General features: G+C 39.6%; 19 protein-coding genes. 11 read left to right on the top strand and 8 right to left on the bottom strand.

Features of this window, described 5'->3' with window-relative positions; genetic code table 11:
• On the top strand, window positions 1-326 hold a 326-nt coding region (locus ACT29I_RS24825), incomplete at its 5' end, for a type II toxin-antitoxin system PemK/MazF family toxin (RefSeq protein WP_444794735.1).
• A 36-nt stretch (window positions 327-362) separates the two neighbouring features.
• Here the strand turns inward: ACT29I_RS24825 and ACT29I_RS24820 are convergent.
• From ACT29I_RS24820 to ACT29I_RS24790, 7 genes are all read right to left on the bottom strand, one after another.
• Window positions 363-629, bottom strand: a complete 267-nt coding sequence (locus ACT29I_RS24820; RefSeq protein ID WP_430934551.1) for a hypothetical protein — start codon at window positions 627-629, stop codon at window positions 363-365.
• Between the two features lie 18 nt (window positions 630-647).
• Window positions 648-1,994 (bottom strand): RHS repeat domain-containing protein, encoded by a 1,347-nt coding sequence (locus ACT29I_RS24815; RefSeq protein ID WP_430934550.1) that lies wholly within the window; start codon window positions 1,992-1,994, stop codon window positions 648-650.
• A 104-nt stretch (window positions 1,995-2,098) separates the two neighbouring features.
• On the bottom strand, window positions 2,099-2,380 hold the full coding sequence (locus tag ACT29I_RS24810) for a hypothetical protein (protein ID WP_444794734.1): 282 nt from the start codon (window positions 2,378-2,380) through the stop codon (window positions 2,099-2,101).
• Between the two features lie 10 nt (window positions 2,381-2,390).
• Window positions 2,391-3,542 carry an RHS repeat-associated core domain-containing protein gene (locus ACT29I_RS24805; protein WP_430934549.1) on the bottom strand — a complete coding sequence of 384 codons (1,152 nt, stop codon included), beginning with the start codon at window positions 3,540-3,542 and terminating at the stop codon, window positions 2,391-2,393.
• Window positions 3,543-3,545: 3 nt separating this feature from the next.
• On the bottom strand, window positions 3,546-3,761 hold the full coding sequence (locus tag ACT29I_RS24800) for a hypothetical protein (protein ID WP_430934548.1): 216 nt from the start codon (window positions 3,759-3,761) through the stop codon (window positions 3,546-3,548).
• Between the two features lie 143 nt (window positions 3,762-3,904).
• Window positions 3,905-4,279, bottom strand: coding sequence for a hypothetical protein (locus tag ACT29I_RS24795; protein ID WP_430934547.1), 375 nt, complete (start codon window positions 4,277-4,279; stop codon window positions 3,905-3,907).
• Between the two features lie 276 nt (window positions 4,280-4,555).
• Entirely contained in the window at window positions 4,556-6,679 is a 2,124-nt protein-coding gene (locus ACT29I_RS24790; protein WP_444794733.1) for a M3 family metallopeptidase, read from the bottom strand.
• Window positions 6,680-7,007: 328 nt separating this feature from the next.
• Here ACT29I_RS24790 and ACT29I_RS24785 point away from each other — a divergent pair, with 328 nt between their 5' ends.
• From ACT29I_RS24785 to ACT29I_RS24765, 5 genes are all read left to right on the top strand, one after another.
• Window positions 7,008-8,111, top strand: coding sequence for a hypothetical protein (locus tag ACT29I_RS24785; protein WP_444794732.1), 1,104 nt, complete (start codon window positions 7,008-7,010; stop codon window positions 8,109-8,111).
• A 28-nt stretch (window positions 8,112-8,139) separates the two neighbouring features.
• A complete protein-coding gene (locus ACT29I_RS24780; protein WP_444794731.1) occupies window positions 8,140-9,120 on the top strand; it encodes a DUF6588 family protein in 981 nt (326 codons plus the stop codon).
• A gap of 56 nt (window positions 9,121-9,176) precedes the next feature.
• Complete coding sequence (locus ACT29I_RS24775; protein WP_430934543.1) at window positions 9,177-10,259, top strand: SPOR domain-containing protein; 1,083 nt, start codon at window positions 9,177-9,179, stop codon at window positions 10,257-10,259.
• Between the two features lie 32 nt (window positions 10,260-10,291).
• Window positions 10,292-11,278 (top strand): DUF6588 family protein, encoded by a 987-nt coding sequence (locus ACT29I_RS24770; RefSeq protein ID WP_430934542.1) that lies wholly within the window; start codon window positions 10,292-10,294, stop codon window positions 11,276-11,278.
• Window positions 11,279-11,491: 213 nt separating this feature from the next.
• Complete coding sequence (locus ACT29I_RS24765; RefSeq protein ID WP_430934541.1) at window positions 11,492-12,538, top strand: sugar transferase; 1,047 nt, start codon at window positions 11,492-11,494, stop codon at window positions 12,536-12,538.
• An 81-nt stretch (window positions 12,539-12,619) separates the two neighbouring features.
• Here the strand turns inward: ACT29I_RS24765 and ACT29I_RS24760 are convergent, their stop codons facing one another.
• Window positions 12,620-13,378, bottom strand: a complete 759-nt coding sequence (locus ACT29I_RS24760) for an SDR family NAD(P)-dependent oxidoreductase (protein WP_430934540.1) — start codon at window positions 13,376-13,378, stop codon at window positions 12,620-12,622.
• 356 nt (window positions 13,379-13,734) lie between these two features.
• Between ACT29I_RS24760 and purL the strand changes: the two genes are divergently transcribed.
• The 5 genes from purL (at window position 13,735) to ACT29I_RS24735 (ending at window position 20,049) form a co-directional block, all read left to right on the top strand.
• The gene (gene purL, locus ACT29I_RS24755) at window positions 13,735-15,969 is read left to right on the top strand and encodes a phosphoribosylformylglycinamidine synthase subunit PurL (protein WP_430934539.1); all 2,235 of its coding nucleotides are present in this window, start codon (window positions 13,735-13,737) and stop codon (window positions 15,967-15,969) included.
• 7 nt (window positions 15,970-15,976) lie between these two features.
• The gene (locus tag ACT29I_RS24750) at window positions 15,977-16,492 is read left to right on the top strand and encodes a TlpA family protein disulfide reductase (RefSeq protein ID WP_444794730.1); all 516 of its coding nucleotides are present in this window, start codon (window positions 15,977-15,979) and stop codon (window positions 16,490-16,492) included.
• A 226-nt stretch (window positions 16,493-16,718) separates the two neighbouring features.
• Complete coding sequence (ubiE, locus tag ACT29I_RS24745; protein WP_444794729.1) at window positions 16,719-17,444, top strand: bifunctional demethylmenaquinone methyltransferase/2-methoxy-6-polyprenyl-1,4-benzoquinol methylase UbiE; 726 nt, start codon at window positions 16,719-16,721, stop codon at window positions 17,442-17,444.
• A 92-nt stretch (window positions 17,445-17,536) separates the two neighbouring features.
• Complete coding sequence (porT, locus tag ACT29I_RS24740) at window positions 17,537-18,262, top strand: type IX secretion/gliding motility protein PorT/SprT (protein ID WP_444794728.1); 726 nt, start codon at window positions 17,537-17,539, stop codon at window positions 18,260-18,262.
• Between the two features lie 221 nt (window positions 18,263-18,483).
• Window positions 18,484-20,049: an NAD(P)/FAD-dependent oxidoreductase gene (locus ACT29I_RS24735; RefSeq protein ID WP_444794727.1), complete on the top strand. Its 1,566-nt coding sequence runs from the start codon at window positions 18,484-18,486 to the stop codon at window positions 20,047-20,049.
• The last annotated feature ends 220 nt before the right edge of the window (window positions 20,050-20,269 follow it).

Here is a 20,269-nt window from a genome sequence, read left to right as displayed (position 1 = left end):
TTCCTACCAAAATTAGCAAGAGCTACAATCATTTAAATCGTAGCTCTCGTTATTGTTTGCAGCTTGCTTATTGCACGGACTACAAGTCCGCGCTAGCTGGGTTCATTATTCTTTGCCAAATTACAAGCCAGTTTGTTAAAGACAATTATGCCATTGCCCTTGATGGTTCTGATTTTAAAACAGGTTCTCTGAACAAACCTAGTAACATTAGACCAAACAGGCTATTTACTGCTGAAAAAAGTATTATTACACGAAAAATAGGAACTGTTAAACCAGAAGTGTTTGAAAAGGTTACAGACAAACTTATTGAGATTGTAAAGCATTGAAAAAGCCCGATTGCTCGGGCTTTTCTGTTTCTCTTCCTACAAACGTCCTATGTTATCTGCTATAACTACAATTAAGACAACTAAGGTTACACCCCATAAAAATGCTGTAATTAGATTGTATTTTTTATACAAGGATTGAGCACTTTTACTTTTAGAGCCATCTTTCATTTTTATGAAAGTTATTGCATTTTCCTTAAGATTATTTGGCAATAATTTTTTAGTATTTAACTCTTTGATAACAAAATATCGTATTGCAAAAAGTATGATGTAAATTCCTAAAATAATTGGCAATATTGTATTCATATCAAGCATGTTTTTAGATTAATATTTTGGGCCGTACCAAATACCTACCCCTGTTACTTGCCGATGAACCTGGTCAGCCCTGTCAAACGATTGAAATGCAGAATATGCATTTACACTGAATTTAAAGTCAAAGCCAAAACCTAAAGGCATCTGGTATCCAAAGCTAAGTGGAGTAATCATGGGAGCTTGACTTGTGGAGAAATCAAAATTCGCAAATGTGGCGTTACCACTCCATTGCGAATTATATCCATTATAATCCATTTTAACACCTCCATTTAACATTGCATGCCCAAACGAACCTTCAACAGTTGCTTTCCTATATGGGATATACTTAAACCCCTTCTCCGTCAAACGAAAAGTCATATAATCCATCGTTGCTGAAGCTTTTGCTTTTGCTCCAAATCCACCCAGGTTATAACTCCGTTCATAACCTACTCCAAATTTAATATTCAGTTCAATTAAGAGTTCATCTCCACTTGTACTACCCCCTCCAGATTGGGCATTATACTTTCCGAACAACTCTGCAATTCTATTTGCGTTGTTTGGGTTAAGGGCGGTTAACTTAGAAGGTACATAAATGTTAAAAAATTTAGTACCCTTCAAATATAACTCTCCATTTTTTAAAGTATAATCTAAAACCTGAACGTTTTCTCTCCTAAGTTTGCTTGTTTCTATATAAGAAACTTTACCAAATGTGCTAATACGTTGATTTAAACCATCCGTAAAAAATGAACCACCCTCTCTAGTATCCAAATTATATGCAAGCTGTTTTTCGTATTCAAGATTATTCCTTGGAGAACCCAAAACACCGTATTTAGGGAATATGGAACCACCTCCCCTTCCTCCTGGAGCTCCCATGCTTAGCCATCTTTCCAATTGTGCTTTATTTATGGCATTAACTTCATTTTGATATGGGTAATATTGATACCCACTAGGATCAGAATACATAATAGGATTGTTCATACAATAAGAATACCTGTTATAATTGGCAGAACTTTGAGGCGATTGTATAAATAGGTCGGGGCTAACAAACTGCATAGTGGTGGGGCAGTAGAAACGCCTTTGCCTTCGGCCATTTAAGCGACACTCGGCAGAGCAGAAGCAAGCTTCGCTCTGCGCTCGTTTATTGCTTAAATTCATATGGATTAAATCAAATTCCTTTAGTTCTTCGTGCATTGTAAAGCCCCTATCGGTAATAGAGGAAGTTGAAGTAGTGCTATTCCCCCAATTTTGCGGGTCTCGTCGTTTACCCCAGCTATCAAAGGCGTGCTCCTCAACAATATTGCCACTGTTGTCGATTAAGCAATTGAGTGAACCCAAATGGTCGGTCAGTGCGTAGTATATGTTGTTGCCCGTGTTGTCCATCACCTAAATAGCTGCCAGTCCAGTTGGGAAGGTAAATGTCTAAATGTAATTATTATTTTAATAATAAAGGCTGCACTATTTCTAATGCAACCTTAGTTAATTTACTAATTAAAAAGTTGACATGCAAAATTATGTACTTCTGGTATTAAAAATACCAATACCTGTACCATTAATAAAAGCAACATCGCTAACATTGGATAAATCCCCTTTGGCTTCTTTTGTGCTAACAATAATGACAATAAGAAAATTGCCAGAAAAATTACCCAGAAAGTAAAAGGAATTTTTTGTTCGTACTTGATATCTGTATTCTGATATATGAAGTATGATATTAGCAAATATCCAGTAATTAAGACAATAACGATTATTTTTCTTACAGTATTAATCATAATTCAAATATTAATGTGAAATCGTATAAAATAACGCACCATTGGGTAGGTAAAAGCTACTCGTGGAACTATGAGTAAACATTCCAGTGCCCATTGTTGTTACACGAGATGTGGATGTCACAACATAAAAACCTGCCTGAAATGGATTGGCACTTTGGTCATTATACTGATATTGTAAAGCATTATATGAATTTTCAATTCCATTAGCTTGTGCAGCGAATGCTGCCATATAGGCAGCACTATAGGTAGCAGTAATAAAATTAGATTTTGCAGATAATTTAACCACCCACACACCTGCTGCTCCACTAGCTGTACCTGCTCCAGCGGAATACCAACCTAATTCAGAAACCATTTTATCATATTTTTGTTCCATATTGTTCGCATAAGCTTGAGCCTCTGAATGATTGAACTTTTGCTTTGTTGTTGTTCTAGACCAGTTCCATCCATATTGAGTGCCAGTTTGTATTTGGTTAAACCAATCATCTCCTAAACTAAAGTTAGTGCCCTCATGCACTCCCCTGTTAAACCCATTGCTTAATCCCGAGTTACTAAACGACGCATTCCATGTAATACCTGCGGCACTGCCCAGATAATTAAAATTTTGCATGGCAATGGCATAGGATGCTGTACCGTTGTCTATAAATTCAATGTCGAAACCGTCTATAAGGTAATTCATAATTGTTTGGGCAGCCTCATTGGTAGCGGAAACTATACCCATTGATTTTGCAATGCCACTAAAAGCAAAACTACCTGCACTCATACTTTCACCGGAATAAACATTCTCATATAAACCTGTACTCCAATTGTAACTTAATCCACCAGAAGCTTGATACCTCCACCTGTCTAAATGAGGCGTAATGGAACCATCTCCCCCTCCTCCTCCTGGAGCTCCCATGCTTAGCCATCTTTCCAATTGTGCTTTATTTATGGCATTAACTTCATCTTGATATGGGTAATGTTGATACCCACTGGGGTCGGTATACATTATAGGGTTGTTCATACAATACGAATATCTATTGTAATTTGCACTATTACCCAGAGATTGTATTATAGGGTCGGGACTTACGAACTGCATGGTTGTTGGGCAATAGGTTCTTCCGTTTCCCGATTTGGCTAAGGCCATCGGGATTAGTTCGGCTATATGTTTTGTCTGCGTTGTCACTTGTCAAAAAAATAAGTCCTCACTGAACATATTAATTTCTGCCTTAAAAGTCAAACTCGAATATCCAAAACCTCTTTCAGTAATGGAAGAACTTGTTGTTGATGTATTCCCCCAATTATGCGGGTCTCTTCTTTTTCCCCAACTGTCGAAGGCATGCTCCTCAACAATATTAGCGGAGGCATCTATAAGAGTGTTCAATGAACCCAGATGGTCGGTCATTGTGTAATATAAATTTGAACCTGTTTTATACATTAAGTATTGTGCCGCAAAGTCTAAACGCAATACTAAATAACCCCATTTTAACCTTATAGAAAGAGGGCACCCCAAACGACACCCTCTTTCTGTTTCTATTTATCTTCAAACTAATTAACCTTTCTAAATTTAATCTTTTTTACTTCTCCTTTCCATTTAATATTACCTTTATTATAAATAGTTAGCGTATAACTATTTTTTTCTTTGGCAATTGAATCCCCTGTTGATATTTCATCGATGCATTCTTTTTTAATCAAGTACCATGTGGAATCAATCAAGAAGTAAACGTTTTTTATTTCCTTCTGTATATCATTAACCTTACCATTAATCGAAGTTTTGAAAAAGATCGTATTTGGTTGCTGACTATACATAATTATTCCAATAATAATACAAAGTCCAATTGCAAAAAAGAGAATTAAAATGGGAACTGTTTTTTTACTGGGAGCAATCTTTTCTGCATCAGTTAATAACTGATTTGTTTTCATAATATTTATTGGCGTTAGTAATTTTGCAGAAGTTACTGGTTGTGCAATAGCTACTTTATAAAAGTAATAAATTCCATCAATAGTGGCATAACAACAAAAAAGGATGCCTCTCTCGAAACATCCTTTATTTATCTTATGCTATCAATAAAAACGGCCATTAACCAAAAACTAATAACCACTGACATACCATTCACTGAATACTGATTACCGAATACTGCTTTCCCGTCAATAATTAAATGAATTTAATGGGACGGGATGTCACTTCGTTCCAACTAATCACTGAACACTGTTTTTCACCAATCCACTTCTTTCAAGTAGGGCATCGGGAGTTGGTTCCTGACCTCTAAAGGCCACATATAAATCCATTGGGTGTTTGGTTCCACCTTGCGACAAGATGTTAACCCTGAATGAGTTTGCCGTTGCTTTGTCAAAAATGCCGTTTTGCTTAAATACTTTAAATGCATCGGCATCCAGTACTTCGGCCCATTTGTAACCGTAGTACCCTGCAGCATATCCGCCCGCAAAAATGTGTGAAAAAGCCGTACTAAAACTAGTACCCTCTACTTCAGGGAACAACTCAGTCTTAGCCATGGCAGCATCTTCAAAATCAGTTACCGACCCTTCAAACGGATTGTTAATAGAATGCCAGGCCATATCGTTCATGCCGAACGACAACTGGCGAACACTTAGGTATCCGCTCTGAAAGTTGGCAGAAGCCAATATTTTGTCCACCAATTCATCAGGTATAGCTTCACCTGTTTTATAATGTTTACCCACTAATTTTAACCATTCTTTTTCCGTTCCCCAGTTCTCTAGAATTTGCGACGGTAACTCAACAAAGTCGCGGTATACATTGGTGCCGCTTTGGCTTTTGTAGGTAGTGTTGGCCAACATGCCATGTAAACCATGTCCGAACTCATGAAGAAATGTGGTTACCTCGTTATGTGTTAATAAGGAAGGTGTATCTTCCGTTGGACGGCTGAAATTACAAACCAACGAAACAAACGGACGAACGTTTTTCCCGTCTTTAACATATTGCTCTCTATAGTTGGTCATCCATGCTCCACCTCTCTTTCCGCTGCGTGGGTGGAAGTCGAGATAAAGAACCGATATGTATTCTCCATTCTCATCCAGTACCTCATAAGCTTTCACTTCTTCGTGGTAAACCGGAATATCCTTGTTTTCCTTAAAGCTAATTCCATAAAGGGTGTTTGCTAGGCCAAAAACACCATCAATAACTTTCTCCAGCTGGAAATATGGTTTTGTCATTTCCTCGGTAAAGTCAAATTTCTCGGCTTTAACTTTTTCGGAATAGTAACTGAAATCCCAACGTTGAAGTTCATCGTTTAAGCCATGCTTTTTAGCGTAAGCTGCTACTTCTGCCACCTCGTTTTTGGCAAACTTCATGGAACGTGCAAACAGGTCATCCAAAAACCCGTTTACTTTTTCCGGTGTTTTTGCCATACGCTCTTCCAAAACAAATTGAGCATGGTTTTCGTAACCCAGTAATTTTGCTTTTTCTAAACGAAGGTTGACTATTTTTGTAATAATTTCTTTGTTATCGTGCTTGTTGCCATGGTTGGCCCTGGTTGAAAAAGCCATATACATCTGCTTTCTTAGGTCCCTGTTGTCCGCATATTTCATAAACGGAACATAGCTGGGGAACTGCAACGTAAATATCCAGCCTTCTTTATCTTCGCTTTTGGCGACTTCGGCAGCTGCTGATTTAATGGCATCGGGCAATCCCGAAAGCTGTGCTTCATCGGTAATATGAAGTTTAAACTCGTTGGTTTCGGCCAATACGTTTTCTCCAAACTGTAAGGTCAATTTACTCAGTTCCGATGTTATTGCACGGTAGCGCTCTTTGTCTTCACCTTTTAGCAAAGCGCCTTTTCTTTCGAACCCTTTGTAAGAATCCTCTAATAGTTTTGTTTGTTCCTCGTTAAGGTTTATGTTTTTGCGAGAATCATACACGGCTTTTACTTTCCCAAACAACGTTTCGTTCAAAACAATGTCGTTTGAATATTCTGTCAACATGGGCGAAACTTCACGTGCAATGGCTTGAATCTCCTCATTGGTTTCAGCCGAGTTGATATTAAAAAATATGCTGGATACATCGTTTAATTGATTACCTGCATATTCCAGCGCTAAAATGGTATTCTCAAAAGTAGGCTCTTCTTTAGAGTTAACAATTTTGTTAATGTCCGCTTTGGCTTTTTCAATAGCATTTTTAAATGCCGGAAGATAATGGCTGGTTTGTATTTTATCGAACGGTGGTGTTTCGTGCACCGTATTAAAATCTTCTAATAATGGATTGGTGTTCATAGTACTTTTCTGATTACAACTGCCCATAAATATGGAAATGCAAAGTAAACAACTAAAAATTAATATTGGTTTCATATACTCTAATTTTCTTTTAATAGTCATATAGCCTGCCCCAAAGTATTGCGGGGGAACTCCCAAGAAAATTCAATCATTTTCCCTGTGTAAATTAAATGATTGAACTTGCATGCTCGTTTCATCATTTGATTGATTTAATTTTTTTGGTTGCGCAATTTAAAGGTGTTTTATTATACAATCAATGATAATTATTATCCTTATGCGATAAAAGCAATGAATAAAAATTGGCCATTTACGTAACATAGTTGCTTATTTAAAGTACAAAGAATCTAAAACCCGGAGTCATGGGACTTCCGGGCATTTTTTAATTCTTATAAGGTTTAATAAAATGAGATTATTGAGTTTTTGTATTGTATTTATTCTTGGTATGGGTATTGCTTCTTATGGTCAATATACTGATGTGTTGAATACGAGCAATAATCGGAAGATTGCACGTGCCGATAAAAAAATTAAAAAAGGGGATGCGGTTGTTGGTAAAAAGGAGAAGTACACCCGGCAAATTGAGGAAATAGAGACTGAAGGAAAAAGCCGAAAAGGAAAAATAAGACGGCTTGAAACCAAGGCTAATAAAATAGTAATGGGCTCCGCATCTTATTACAAAGAAGGATATGGAAAAAAGTACAGTGTCTACAAAAAATCCATTTCCAAAGGGATCAAACAAGGAAGCTTAAATTCAGATGTTGAAAGTCTGGTTGAAGTTGCTAAAGATGATTATAAAGAGGGACGAAAACTTAGAAGGAAATCGGCCAATCATTACGACGTAAATAAAGCAGCTTCTATGTTGATGGAAGCGAATGAGAAAGAAAATAAAGCTATCGCAGTTTTAGCGAAAGCAACAGGAGATATAGAGGAAATTACGAAGAAGGAGGATACCATGTCCGCAGAAATTCAAGATTCTGCATTGGTAGTGCCGGATACTGAAATGGCCATTATAGAAACTTTAGCTAATGTTGTTCAGGATTCATTGAAGGTTGATTCAATAAGTGTCAGCGAAATAGCCATGTCTGACACGGCAATGATTGCCGATGCCATTTCCGTTCAGGATTCAGCTTTAATAGTAAATGCTGATACTGTGGCGGTAACTCCAATAACAGCAGCACTAATCAGTCCGGTATTGGAAGCAAAAGTAAATAATGAGCCATTGGTTGAAGAGCCTGTTAAAGAGGGTATCGCAGACCTATATTTTTCGGTTCAATTTTTGGCTGAAAAACAACCAGTTCCAAAAGATAAATTACAATCCTTGTATGATGGCCCATTCGAAGTGGTCAAGCACGAAGCGGATGGTTGGGTCCGATATAGTTTCGGAAGATTTAAAACTCTGGAAGAAGCCAACACCATGAAAACAAGGTCTGGCGTTCAGGGCTATGTGGTGGCTTACTTGCACGAAGAGCGTATTTCTACCAGAACGGCGGCCGGAATGCTTTCGAATTAAAGAAACACTAAACACACACGTTATAATCATGAAAAAGACTTTTTTATTACTAGTTGTAGCATTATTGTCGCTGAATACTTTTGCACAGTCGGACATGGCTAAATTGTTAGAAGCGGGAGTTAAAGATGCCAATACATTGGCAAAACCTTATTTGGAACCATATGGAGAGATGCTGGGATCCAGCTTAAATAACGGCTGGTATAATTCGGCCAAACAACATAAATTATTGGGTTTTGATGTTACGTTAACTGCCACCTATATTAAAGCGCCATCCAGTGCTACTACTTTTGATATTGGCAAATACAGCGACAAACTGGAAACTTATGAGCTTTCAGACCCTAACGTTTCCATTACGCCAACTGTAGCAGGGGAAATGGATGAAAGGCCGGTGTTGAAACCTCAAGGCCTTCCGGGCGGCACACCAGCGGATTTTACAATGCCCAATGGTACAGGTATGGATTATCTTCCTATTCCCATGGTTACTGCCGGAGTGGGGCTTCCGTTTGGTTTTGAGCTTAAAGGCAGGTTTACCCCGGAGGTAACAATCGGTGATGCGGGTAGTCTCGGTCTATGGGGAATAGGTATTCAAAAAGACCTTAAGGATTATATTCCCGCTGTTAAACACGTGCCTGTTTTAAACGTATCCGTTTTGGCAGCATACACCAGTTTTTCCAGTGAGATTGAAGTCGAAGAAGCAGCTTCCGATGGTAGGTTGGATATATCCGCTTCAGGTATTACGACCCGATTGATTGTTGGAGCTAATTTGCCTGTGGTGGCTTTCTATGGAGGGGTAGGATATGGAAAGTCAACAAGCAATTTTAATTTAATGGGAACTTATAATGTGGGGATCAGTCAGGAAACCGATCCAATCAAACTGGGATATGCCACCAACTCCTTCGACGCCAATGTGGGAATGAGAATCCGTTTGGGAGTAATCGCATTACATGCCGATTATACTTTGGGCGAGTACAGTGCAATCACTGCCGGATTAGGCATTAGTTTTAGATAAGCTGTTGCTATTTATCTTAAAATGCATTAATTTATTAATAGGTAAAGCCTGATGTAATGAATTTGTTTCGATACAAAATATGGGTTGTTTTTACGATTTTGTTGGGTAACCTGAATGCCCAGGTAAAGGTCCATGCAAATCGTAACGTGCTTTCCGAAAGTGACGTATCGAAAATGGTTAAAGCAGATTCGTACATCAACCAGGGTAATGAGATATTGTTTGCAAATTTTACTTTCCCTAAGGATAGTTTGTTTCAGCTGAAGCCCAATTATATAAAGCTTACCGAGAATCTCTACGCAGGTAAGCGAGTGAGCAGGTTACTGTTTGAAACCAAGGATTATTATAAGACGGGTTTTAAAGGTATGATCAATGTTTATCAGCCATATATAAATCAGTACCTGGTCAACGAAGGTAACCGGTTTTTCGCTGAGGTTCAGGCATTAAAAGATTCTGTGGCTTTCTATACCGATAATGCAGAAAAATTCAGAAGTAAAAGCAAGGTAATCGCTAACTTAAAAAAAGGCGGGGAGCAGATCCATAAGTCTAACCTCCATTATCAGCAGGCTGTACTGTTTTGCCAGGAAGCAATTGGTTTAATAGGAAAGGACACTTCTGCTCAAAAACAAGCACTTGTAAAAGAAACCGTTCAGAAAGTCACGGAAACTGTAGAGACGATTGAAGAAACTGTAATGCCAGAGAAGACGGAACCTGTTGTAGCCGTAAAAGTTAAAAAAGACCAGGAGGTAGTCGAACCCGGGATAAAACCAGAGGTTAAGCAAGCTACCATTGCTCCTGTAAAGAAAGCCGAGAAGACAGAAGAACCTAAGCTACAAACAAAAGCAAAACCCAAGGAGTTAGTTCAGCCTGAAATTGAGGTGTATTATACCGTACAAATTATGGCGGATAAAACACAGGTATCGCAATCCCGTATCAAGCAGGTTTATGCGGGTAAGTATGCAATTGTTGAAAATAAAGGCGACGGGTGGTATCGGTATAGCTTTGGTAAGTTCAGTACTTTAAGTGAAGCAAAAACGGCTCTTTCGCAATCTAATACCAAGGGTTATATCGTGGCTTACAAAGGTAAAGTTCGAATTTCGTTAAGTGAGGCAAGAGCGTGGTTTGCCGGCCAGGTACGATAACTATACATCTGCACAACTCAAAATAAACAACCATGAGAAAAGTATTAATATCGACGGTACTGCTAGTGAGCACGCTTCTTGTAAGGGGACAAAAAGAAGTGGTTAGTTTTCTGCAGTCACCTGAGGTTTCACATGAATTAGCCAAGGCGTACCTTACTCCAATGGGCGAAATGATGCATGGTAGCCTGCACACAGGGTGGTACCGAACAGCAAAAACACATCGTTTCTTAGGTTTTGATGTTTCATTGAGTATGTCAACAAGCACTACTCCCTCGGACAAAAGAGGTTATTATGTTGATCATATTCCGGAGTTGGATCAATATTATGCGGTAAAGGATGGAAGTTTTTCGATTGCTGCCAATATGGCGGGTGAAACAAATGATCATCCTGTAATACGAAGTAAGACAGATGGCCGGGAAATACAGTTGCCTAAAGGTGAAGGAGAAGATAAGATTTCACTTCCGGTATTGCTGGCCGGTATAGGTTTGCCTTATAATACCGAGCTTAGGATAAAACTGATGCCAAACTTGGATATGGGAAATATTGGTGGCGTATCGCAATATGGGATAGGTATAAAACACAGTATAAAAGAGTATATTCCCGTTTTGGAGAATGTTCCTGCTTTGTCTTTAGCAATTTTTGGTGCCTATTCCTCCATTATAAACGATGTTTCAGTTGAATATCCCACCGCGGAAAGTTCAGGCCAATTATTAGAAGGGACAATAAATGGTTATAGCGGTAGGTTGCTGATAGGGATAGATGTGCCTGTTTTTTCAGCGTACATGGGTGCGGGTTATGCTTCTTCAAGTGCAGATTATGCATTAAAGGGAAACTATTATGTTGGAGATCCTGCCTTGCAACAAGAAGAAGCCAATCCGCTGTATGTCAATTATAAATTTGGAAGGTTGGTTTTAGATTTTGGAGTGAAAGCAAAACTTGGAATGGTGGAACTATTTGCGGGTTATACCCCCGGAGATTATGGTGTGTTAAGCTTTGGGGCAGGTGTAGCCATAAAATAATGCCATTGGTTTAAAATATGGGAGCGAATATCGTTGGTCAAAGGAAAAGTTCCTTTGGTAAAATGCCGGGGATTCTAATAAAAGATCAGCGGGTAGGTAGACGTGGAATTGAGCAGAGCGACATCATTTTTGTGATATATCAATATTTTTGCATTTTTTTAAATCATCTTGTTACTTTTGGGGTACCCAAATAATAAACGTATTCTTGAATCAATGCGAAATGTAATTACTTCAACAAATAATACTAAGGACGTCAATTTAAGGGCTATTGATGAATACGTGGGGCGTCAGCATAACCTATATAAAAAAAACCTGATTAAAGGCATGTCCGAGAAGGTATATCGTTATGTCTCCCAGGCGGTACCTTTGTACTCCGATAAAATTATTTTAGCAGAGTCGTACCATCCCAGTAATTATTACAAACTTGAAAAGCCAGTTTTGGGTATAGTGGATGTGTCGCCCGTTAATTCTTCAGAAAACATAAATCAGTATCTATTTAATTTAAATGGTCATATACCTGAAGCTACCGTTTTTGTAGGATGCTATGCTATAGATGATTTACAAGAGCAAAAACATAAATCATTCATAAAGAGGAGTCTGCATTTTCAGCGTGTAAAAAAAAATAGGTTAATAAGTAAGGCTGAAGCCTTGGGCCGTTTGGTTTATGCCGGATTTTCCATTATTGATTTCAAAGAGATTGAAGGATTATTATACTTTATGACCATGAAAGTTAAAAATGCACCCGGCGCGCAGGAAGGTTGTAGTACAGGTTTTTTATTCCCGATGACCAGGATTGGTCAGGAAGGGAAAGAGCTTAAAGTCTTTAAGTTTCGGACCATGCACCCTTATTCACAGTATCTGCAAGATTATGTGGTACGCTTAAACGGATATAATTCAACAGGGAAGCCTGCCGGTGATTTCAGGTTGACCTCATGGGGCAGGTTTTTTCGAAAGTATTGGCTGGATGAACTACCACAACTGATCAACCTCTTTAAAGGAGAGCTTGCATTAGTGGGGGTGAGGCCGTTGAGTCATACCCGCTTTTCGGAACTTCCTAAGGAAGTTCAGGAATTAAGGGTGAAATTTAAACCGGGTTGCATCCCTCCATATGTGTCGCTCCTGATGCCCGATTCATCGGGAAATATTAAAGCCGAATGGATATACATGAACGAAAGACTTGAGAAAGGTTTCCGAACCGATATCAAATATTTCTTGTTGGCCATCCGGAATATCCTTGCCGGACGTATTACAAGCTCTTAATGGTCAGTGGACAATTGACAACGGTCAATAGTTTGCTTAATAAGTATTGACGCTCATGACTGCTGCCCATTGACCAATATACTATTCCCTATATGTGTTAAATGCATCAGCCTGCTGCGTTGGCATAATTAAAATATCGTTGATATTCACATGGGGAGGTCGGGTTACGGCAAATTCAATGGCCTCCGCTACGTCCATGGCCGATAGGGGTGTAACTCCTTTATAAACATCATGAGCCTTTTCTTTATCGCCATCAAACCTGACCAACGAAAATTCTGTGTTTACCATGCCTGGCGAAATAGATGTAACCCTTATGTTATGTTTCAACAGGTCAACACGCATTCCTTTTGTGATGGCATTAACCGCATGTTTTGAAGCGCAGTATATGCTTCCGCCCTCATAAACGTTTATGCCTGCTATGGAAGATATGTTAACTATATGCCCATGTTGTTTTTCTACCATCCATTTTATAACCTCCTTCGAAAGAAATAACAATCCCTTTACATTGGTGTCTATCATCTGTGCCCATTTATCCCAGGCATCTTCATATATTTTCTCTGTTCCGGCTGCTAAACCTGCATTGTTGACCAAAATACTTATGTTTTTCCATTTGTCCGGCATGGAGTTTAATGCCTGCATGGTTTCCCCTTCGTTCCTAATGTCAAAGCAAAGCGCCAGGACTGCTATGTTGAATTCGGCTTCAAGCTCCTTCTTTAACCGATTTAGTCTTTCGGCTCTACGACCGGTAATAACAGTATTGTACCCTTGTTGGGCAAGAATTCTTGTTGTGGCTTCTCCTATTCCGGATGTAGCTCCGGTTATGCATGCAATTCTTTTCATTTATTTAATGTTTAGTAAAACCGTGGTGGACAGCCTAAAATTCCAACTCCGAATTTCTTTGAGGACAGCCTGCCCTTATAGGGACCTGATTATTCGTTCCCTGCTTGCGGCTGGCAGGTGACCAAACAGGCTCATTCGTGTTTTGATTATTAATTTATCAGACTGCGTGTCATTTTTATAAAAAAAATCATCCGTCAAAATGAATATGTTCACTTTTGTACTTAGGTATTTTTTTTATACTTTCAAAAAGTCAATATTCACAAGCGATTTTGGATACCATACCTTAAAAGTTGTGAGGATTTGAAATTATTTTGTAAAGTTATAGATCTGTATACACAGCACCAAAAAAAGATATCATGAATACTAGTGACTCAAATGTTCAAAGTTCAGAAAATTTAGGTTTAACGCAATCGGAGCTTGAATTAATTTCAGAAATTTTAAAGCGGGATCCCAATAAAATAGAATTAGATATTTTTTCTCGCCTTTGGACAGAGCATGCATCTTACAAAAACTCATTGAAATGGTTGGGTAAGTTGCCAAAATCCGGGGAAAAAGTAATCGTGGAAGCAGGGGACGAATCGGCAGGCGCCATTGATATTGGCGACGGTTATGTTTGTGTATTTAAAATAGAATCGCATAATCACCCTTGCTCCATTCAACCGCGTCTGGGCGCTTTGACGGGTTTAAGGATTGTAAATCGCGATGTTTTTTCTATGGGTGCCAAACCGATAGCATTTCTGGATTCTTTGCGTTTTGGTGATGCGGAAAGAGATACTGCCCGATGGCTCTTTTCGGAGGTTGTAAAAGGAATCAAGGATTTCGAGGAAAGTATGAAAGTGCCGGTAATTGGGGGCGAAGTTAGCTTTGATGCGGGTTTCAATTCAAATCCAATCGTTAACAATATGACGGTTGGGATAGCCAAAAAAGAGGATTTGATTTCAGGTGTTGCCAAAAAAGAGGGGCAAATTATATTGTTGTTAGGATCTCTTACAGGTAAAGATGGGGTAGATAACGATGCGTTTTCTGCCGATTTTATTTCCGATAACGGATCCTCTAGTTTTACCATTGAGCAAATGATGGACTCGACCATAGAACGTAGCCTGTTAGAAGCGGTAAAAGTACTAAATAAGGAGAAGTTAATAATCGGAATTCAGACTATAGGAGCTGGAGGATTAGTGGGAGCTGCCACCGAAATGGCAGCGCGGGGAGATTCTGGTATCGAGTTATATAGCGACAAGGTCCCGACCCGTGACAATGATATGACAGTTCGTGAAGTGTTACTTTCCGAAACCTGGGGTAGGATGTTGGTTTGCGTTGATAAGGAAAATTTGGCCAGGGCAGCAGAGTTATTACAACCAATGCAATTGGCATTTGCGCAGGTGGGCGTTGTTGTAAAGGGAGATATACTTCATTGTAAGAATGGTGATGAAACAATTGCAGAGGTTCCGGTTTCGTATGTGGGGCTGGGCGGTAATGCGCCTATTTACGAGAGAGAGGTGCAAGAACCTGGCGAGAACAAAATAAAAGAATTGAAATTAGATGATATTCCGGAACCCGATCATTATCAGAAGGTAGTTCAGAAATTGATGACCAACTTAAATCTTGTTTCCAAAGAATACCTTACCGAAACATTTGATCAGTCGTTACAACAAGATTCATTGAGTAACAAATATCCTTCGGATGCTTCATTTGTGAGTATTGAAGAAGCGGGTAAAACATTGGCTTTAACCGTGGATTGTAACTCGAATTATGTGGAGGCCGATCCTTATGTGGGTGCTCAGATTGCGGTGGCCGAAGCGGCACGAAATATAATATGCGGAGGTGGAATTCCATTGGCAGTGACCGATTGTTTGAATTTCGGTAACCCATATGACCCGGAAGTGTTTTGGCAGTTTACCAGATCGGTTGAAGGACTGTCCTTGGCATGTAAAAAGTTTAATACACCTGTTGTCAGCGGTAATGTAAGTTTCTATAACCAACGTTCGGTAGAGGGACGTTTAACACCTATCACGCCTTGCCCAGTTGTGGGTATGGTGGGAACAGTGGAATCGATAGATCACCATACCGTATTGTCATATAAGCGTAAGGGAGATATGATCTTCCTGATAGGTAAGTCCAGAGACGATATTAATGCTTCGGAATACCTAAATTTCTACCACAGGCAAAAAAGCCATGCCGCGCCTTACTTCGATATCGAAGAAGAATTGGAAGTTCAGGAATTGGTGAAGCAAGTGATCCGGAAAGAATTGGTTCGCTCAGTTCATGATGTTTCTTCGGGTGGTTTGTTCTTCAATATGTTGGAATCTGCAATGCCAATGAATTTTGGTTTCGATATCACAACAGATGCCGAGGTCCGAAAAGATGCCTTTTTGTTTGGCGAAGCTCAGAGTAGAATCGTCGTAACTGTAGCAGCTGAAAGACAGGATGACTTTGTTGATTTTATGTTGGACACAGGAGCCGTGTTCTCTGCTTTGGGACATGTTACCAAAGGTGAAATCCGTATCGACGATGAATCATTCGGTTATATTGGGGATTACCAAAAAAAGTTCGCTGGCTACTTAAAGACATGGATGGATGGTGAAAATGAATAATAACCTAATGAAAACCATTCTTCTTTTGGGGCTTCTAAGTGGTGTTCTTGGGTCGGAATGTCTGGCGCAAGATGTTGCATCTTTGGTTAAGGCCGGTGACTTGATGCCTGCCTTTAATTTAAAGTCCGCGGACGAAAACATAAGTTCATCAGACTTAAAAGGAAAGGTCGTACTCATCAACTTTTTTGCTACCTGGTGCCCGCCATGTATAAAGGAACTACCATATGTTAAAAAAGAAATTGCGGACAAGTATAAGAATCGTAAGGACTTTAAATTGTTAGTTGTTGGTCGCGAACATACCCAGGCCGAAATGGATAAGTTTAAAGCGGAGAAGTTTGACTTGCCGTTTTATCCCGATAAGGATAGGGCCATGTACGGTAAGTTCGCAATGAATACGATACCCCGAAATTATGTGATCGATAAATCGGGCAAGATCATTTATGCTTCCACAGGTTTTTCTATCGAAGAGTTTGAAAAGATGCTCGACCTATTAAAAAGGGAATTGCAAAACAGCAATAAATAGCTTTTTAGAACAATTCAAAACGATCTGGCTTGGCTATCGCAACGCAATAACAGTTGCACAATATTTCTGTTTCATTTGCTAAAAACTGCTGAACAATTGCCGATAATTTAATATCTATTGTATTTTTGCGGGCTAATTAGTTTTTTAATCGTACCGTTTGTCGGATAACGAAGTACCTGTTAATCAAATTAGTCATCCGATAAATGTTGCATGAATCCACTATCCAATGACGGTTAAGCCATATAAATCCTCCGAAGAAGGTAAGAAAACCCAAATCAAAAGCATGTTCGATAATATCGCGCCCAAATATGATTTTTTAAATCATTTTTTGTCCATGGGCATCGATAAAATTTGGAGGCGAAGAGCGATAAACCTGCTTAAGGGAATAGAGTCGCCTGAGATTTTGGATATCGCTACAGGTACGGGTGATTTGGCTATTGCTTCTATGCGTTTAAAACCTCAACGTGTTGTAGGACTTGATTTATCTCCTGAAATGTTAAAAGTAGGTCAGGAAAAGATCAAGAATAAAAACCTGGATCATATTATTTCCATGGTGGAAGGTGATTCGGAAAATCTTCCGTTTACAGATGGAGAATTTGATGCGGCCATGGTGGCTTTTGGAGTGCGTAACTTCGAAAACCTGCAAAAAGGGTTGTGCGAAATCAATAGAGTACTGAAGAGTGGAGGTAAGTTTATGGTATTAGAATTTTCAAACCCAACGGCCTTCCCGTTCAAGCAGATTTATAAGTTTTACTCAACAAGAATATTGCCTTGGTGGGGCGGTTTGTTGTCTAAAGATAAAGCTGCATATACCTATCTGCCCGAATCGGTCGCTGCATTTCCCGAAGGACAATCATTTGTGGCCGAATTGGAGAAGGCAGGTTTTAAAAGCGAAAGGGTGTGGAAGCAGACCTTTGGTGTAGCAACCATTTATTTTGCCAGTAAGGAATGATGCAGGTGTAAACAATAAAGCGTAAAAAAAATAGTTATTGAAGTAAGGTGGTCAAGCCTTATAATATTAGTAGGAGGATAAATTAATCTTTTATGATACTTGGATTGAAGCAGTTTTTTGTGTTATTCGTTCTGTTGTGTTTGATCGGGGAAGTAAATGCACAAAACGATAAGAATAAAAATGTGCCTAACCTTAAGGGTTTTGACGAAAAACCGATTCATTTTGGTTTCTTGATCGGAATCAACACCATGAATTTTAATATTCAACACTCTGGTGCTTCAACTCCGGAAAATGGAAATAATCCACGGTATGCAGAACTCCTGTCGTTGCAACCGGGAATAAACCTGGGTATCATAACCAGCTTAAGGTTAAAGAAAAACCTAAATTTACGAGTGTTGCCCGGCATTTCTTTCGGGCAGCGAGACCTGAGCTATATCGACTCCGAAGGGATGCAGGAGGATGAAGCCATTAAAATAAAATCTACCTTTCTCGAAATGCCCATTATGCTTAAATATGGAGCCGATCGAAACCATAATTTTAAGCCTTACTTGATTGCCGGTGTTAACCCGCGTTACGATTTAGCCAAGAAAAAGCAAAATGGCCTTCTGTTAAATGCGTTGGATTTTTATTATGAGTTTGGCGCCGGTTTCGATTCTTACCTGAATTATTTCCGATTATCTACAGAACTGAAAATTTCGATAGGTATGCGGGATATACTCAATCATGATGGCACAGGTGAATTGTTGGATTTACCATACACACAGGCCATTGACAAATTAACTTCGCGCATTTTTGTGCTGAGTTTTTATTTTGAGTAATCATTAAGTCAGTGGTGCATAATTAGTTGAATGCTTCATTTTTTGGCTTTTACGTGGTTTCTTGTTGGTTTAATAACCGATGGTTTGCCGTCTGCTGATCGCTTAGTTAAATGGGTAATTTTTAGTTTAACCGGATAATTTTCACATTATAAAATCCATTGTAAAAGTAATTGCCTCGCAAAATGATAATTAATTATCTTTGCGCAGCTATTAAAAAAGGGATGAAGAAAGACATTGCATTAAGGCTTACGCCAAAAGAAGCTTCCAGCGAGAAATATTATAAAGATATTGTGGCAAAAAAGATGAAGGTGCATCCGGATAAGATTACCGCCATCCGCGTGCGCAAAAGGTCAATAGATGCACGACAGCGTCAGGTGATGGTCCAGCTTCACCTGGAAGCCTATGCCAATGCACCTGTACCGGAAAAGGAGTGGGTCACTTTTGAATATCAAAATGTAGCCAATAAGCCAGAGGTGGTTGTTGTCGGTGCCGGTCCCGGTGGATTGTTTGCTGCATTACGGCTCATTGAGTTAGGTTTCAAACCTATTGTTCTGGAAAGAGGAAAAGATGTCAGCGAACGAAAGAGAGATTTAGCGCTATTAAATAGAAATAACCCCGTAAACCCGGATTCCAATTATGCGTTTGGAGAAGGTGGAGCAGGAACGTTTTCTGATGGTAAATTATATACGCGAAGCACAAAAAGGGGGGATTTTAACAAAATACTCAACGTGCTTCATTTCCATGGGGCACAGGATGAAATCTTAATCGATGCGCATCCGCATATCGGAACAGACCGTTTGCCCGGGGTGATCAAAAAAATGCGCGAATCTATCATCGCTGCTGGTGGTGAAGTGCTGTTTAATGCCACGGTTAACGATATTGTTATAGAGGACTTATCGGCCAGAGGTGTCGTTTTAAAAGACCACACCACTATTAAAGCTGAAGCGGTAGTGCTGGCTACCGGTCACTCTGCCCGTGATGTTTATTCCATGTTAAATGCCAAAGCCATCGAATTAGAAGCGAAGACCTGGGCCATGGGAGTGCGCGTGGAACACCCACAGGAGTTGATTGACCAAATTCAGTATCATTCGCCGGAAGGAAGAGGTGAGTATCTTCCTGCAGCTTCCTACAACTTTTCCTGCCAGGTCCAGGACAGAGGGGTTTATTCTTTTTGTATGTGCCCGGGCGGATTTATCGTGCCGGCCATGACAGGTGAAAACGAAATGGTGGTCAACGGTATGTCTCCCTCAAAACGAAACTCACCATATGCCAATTCGGGCATGGTAGTTGAGATACGACCCGAAGATATACCGGAGGAGTTTAAAAAACACGGGGTTCTGGCCGGATTGGAATATCAAAAAGAAGTGGAACGCCTATGTTATATCAATGGAGGCAAAAACCTGATAGCACCCGCACAGCGATTAACTGATTTTGTTGATTCCAGGTTGTCCTTCGATCTGCCGCCGACTTCATATGTGCCGGGCACAATAGCCTCACCATTACATTTTGTGTTACCGGATGGGATAAGCCATAGATTACAGGAAGGGTTTGTGCAATTTGGTAAATGGGCCAAAGGATTCCTGGATGAGGAAGCCATTATTTTAGGAACTGAGTCACGAACATCATCTCCGGTTCGTATCCCCCGCGATCCAATGACGCTGCAGCATGTGCAAATTAAAGGGCTTTTCCCTTGTGGAGAAGGTGCCGGGTATGCAGGAGGAATCGCTTCTTCGGCTATCGACGGCGAAAAATGTGCCGATGCGGTGGCGAGGATGATAGGTGAATAGTCACCAGTGCAAAAGTCTATAGCCCCGTGCTGATAATATTGAGTTTAACCCATATTGTGCAACGGGTTATATATCAGAGGTATGTAATGGACATTAAATACCATAAAACAAGGGATTGCAGAAACGAGGCATAACTTGTCCCAATTACTTTCAAAGAATTTATCGTGGGTAAAAAAATTACATTAAAATTTCATCGCACTTGATGTTGCGGGGATTTATA

Origin of the sequence: Saccharicrinis sp. GN24d3 (assembly GCF_052400645.1) — a bacterium.
GTDB lineage: Bacteria > Bacteroidota > Bacteroidia > Bacteroidales > Marinilabiliaceae > Saccharicrinis.
This window is presented reverse-complemented; position numbering and strand designations above follow the sequence as displayed.

Bases quoted from the DNA above. Each gene is read 5' to 3' on its own strand.
- ACT29I_RS24750 (WP_444794730.1), top strand. From the start codon at position 15,977: ATGAAAACCATTCTTCTTTTGGGGCTTCTAAGTGGTGTTCTTGGGTCG.
- ACT29I_RS24815 (WP_430934550.1), bottom strand. From the start codon at position 1,994: ATGGACAACACGGGCAACAACATATACTACGCACTGACCGACCATTTG.
- ACT29I_RS24735 (WP_444794727.1), top strand. From the start codon at position 18,484: ATGAAGAAAGACATTGCATTAAGGCTTACGCCAAAAGAAGCTTCCAGC.
- ubiE (WP_444794729.1), top strand. From the start codon at position 16,719: ATGACGGTTAAGCCATATAAATCCTCCGAAGAAGGTAAGAAAACCCAA.
- ACT29I_RS24810 (WP_444794734.1), bottom strand. From the start codon at position 2,380: ATGATTAATACTGTAAGAAAAATAATCGTTATTGTCTTAATTACTGGA.
- ACT29I_RS24780 (WP_444794731.1), top strand. From the start codon at position 8,140: ATGAAAAAGACTTTTTTATTACTAGTTGTAGCATTATTGTCGCTGAAT.
- ACT29I_RS24775 (WP_430934543.1), top strand. From the start codon at position 9,177: ATGAATTTGTTTCGATACAAAATATGGGTTGTTTTTACGATTTTGTTG.
- ACT29I_RS24785 (WP_444794732.1), top strand. From the start codon at position 7,008: ATGAGATTATTGAGTTTTTGTATTGTATTTATTCTTGGTATGGGTATT.
- ACT29I_RS24765 (WP_430934541.1), top strand. From the start codon at position 11,492: ATGCGAAATGTAATTACTTCAACAAATAATACTAAGGACGTCAATTTA.
- ACT29I_RS24800 (WP_430934548.1), bottom strand. From the start codon at position 3,761: ATGACCGACCATCTGGGTTCATTGAACACTCTTATAGATGCCTCCGCT.
- ACT29I_RS24760 (WP_430934540.1), bottom strand. From the start codon at position 13,378: ATGAAAAGAATTGCATGCATAACCGGAGCTACATCCGGAATAGGAGAA.
- purL (WP_430934539.1), top strand. From the start codon at position 13,735: ATGAATACTAGTGACTCAAATGTTCAAAGTTCAGAAAATTTAGGTTTA.
- ACT29I_RS24790 (WP_444794733.1), bottom strand. From the start codon at position 6,679: ATGAAACCAATATTAATTTTTAGTTGTTTACTTTGCATTTCCATATTT.
- ACT29I_RS24770 (WP_430934542.1), top strand. From the start codon at position 10,292: ATGAGAAAAGTATTAATATCGACGGTACTGCTAGTGAGCACGCTTCTT.
- ACT29I_RS24795 (WP_430934547.1), bottom strand. From the start codon at position 4,279: ATGAAAACAAATCAGTTATTAACTGATGCAGAAAAGATTGCTCCCAGT.
- ACT29I_RS24820 (WP_430934551.1), bottom strand. From the start codon at position 629: ATGAATACAATATTGCCAATTATTTTAGGAATTTACATCATACTTTTT.
- porT (WP_444794728.1), top strand. From the start codon at position 17,537: ATGATACTTGGATTGAAGCAGTTTTTTGTGTTATTCGTTCTGTTGTGT.